The 1,351-nt window shown below is 49.4% G+C and carries 2 protein-coding genes; one reads left to right on the forward strand and one right to left on the reverse strand.

Going from position 1 to position 1,351, the window contains the following annotated elements; genetic code table 11:
- The coding region (locus tag HCU66_RS26920) for a hypothetical protein (protein WP_205891381.1) at nucleotides 1-182 on the forward strand (182 nt) is incomplete at its 5' end.
- Between the two features lie 11 nt (nucleotides 183-193).
- Here the strand turns inward: HCU66_RS26920 and HCU66_RS26925 are convergent.
- Complete coding sequence (locus HCU66_RS26925; RefSeq protein WP_277397084.1) at nucleotides 194-1,273, reverse strand: transglutaminase-like domain-containing protein; 1,080 nt, start codon at nucleotides 1,271-1,273, stop codon at nucleotides 194-196.
- Nucleotides 1,274-1,351: the final 78 nt, after the last annotated feature.

Below are 1,351 nucleotides of genomic sequence, written 5' to 3' on the forward strand. Positions count from 1 at the left end.
ACCGGCCGCGCCGTCAGCTGATGCTCATTGAGCGGATTCAAAAACAGATCACAAAACAAGCAAGTAGCTACGATGCCCGGCGAACCCAAGTTAAACTCAGTTCCTGCAACCGCCCAGCAAACAGAATCAGCTTTTTCATGCCGGTTATCTGCCAAAACCAATTAAAAAACCCTACCTCTTAGCTTGCTAACCGCTACTTCAGTTGAACCACAATCTGCGATTTCAAATCACTTAACATCGAGCCAATGACTGTATTCATGCTTTTGAAATCTTCCGGACCGCACAGCGCACTGGGGTTGTAAAACTTTAAGCGGCGACGGACGATCACCGCACCAGGTTCTTTTAAATAAGTAGAGGTATATTCAAATTTCTCATCACGCAATGTCATCGACTTAGGCACTGCGACAATAATGACCTCCTTTGAAAACTCAAAGCGCGCCTGCTCTTCTGTTACTCCCGAAATACAGGTGAAGGCCTGAACACGATCGCTCTCCGCTGCGAAAGCAAAAACGCTTTGTGCAATACCGCCAGCGAAGCTACTCATAGAGGAAACGCCTGTAGGCCCGGGAAAGCCAACCAGACTCTCCGATCGACCGGACATTTCTATTGTAATTTCGTTATCGCTCGCCTCGAGTCCCGACGCGCTGAACTCTCCTTTACCCGTCTGTCCATAGCTAGCCAGAATGTTCTGTACTAACTGATTTCGATCAACAGGACTCATGGAGTTAACGGCGTAACGATTGGGTTCTGCTGCCCAACCCGTGATTCTGGAAGTGTGAATGAAGTCGGCATTACCGTTCGCGCTAACCTTGAATACCGTGCTGTTTTCAACCTTTCCTTCTTGGGTAGAAGGTGTGCGGCCCAGGGTCCCTGATTTTGTGAAAACTACGGGTTTATCCAGGACAAAAATGGGTAGATAGCCGCCTGCTATTCCCTCTGCGGTTGAGTCCAGATACAGATTCAGGCTTGGGATATGGGTGATGACATGATTGAGTACACCAAGGGTTGGAACCTTGGGTAAGGTATAGGCATTACCAGAGTTGATAAGCGCGGGCGTGCTATCTATGCCCACCGTGTCCAGCAATGACTGCAATAACGCTACGTGATCCTTACAGTCCCCATAGCGATTGGCCAAAATTGTGTCGACAGGATTTGGAACAACGCTACCGGCCCCCACGTAAACTGCGACATAGCGAATGTTTTTTCGCACCCAGTCGCTCAAGGCAATCGCCTTGTCCCGAGGGTTATCGAGATTGGCGGTCCTACGTAGCAGTTCTTAACGGTCCTACTCCACCACAAACCTACGGCAATGCATTCCTCATGATCATGGTCTGCTTCATCCTCGCCACGG

Origin of the sequence: Pseudomonas frederiksbergensis (assembly GCF_017114915.1) — a bacterium.
GTDB lineage: Bacteria > Pseudomonadota > Gammaproteobacteria > Pseudomonadales > Pseudomonadaceae > Aquipseudomonas > Aquipseudomonas frederiksbergensis_I.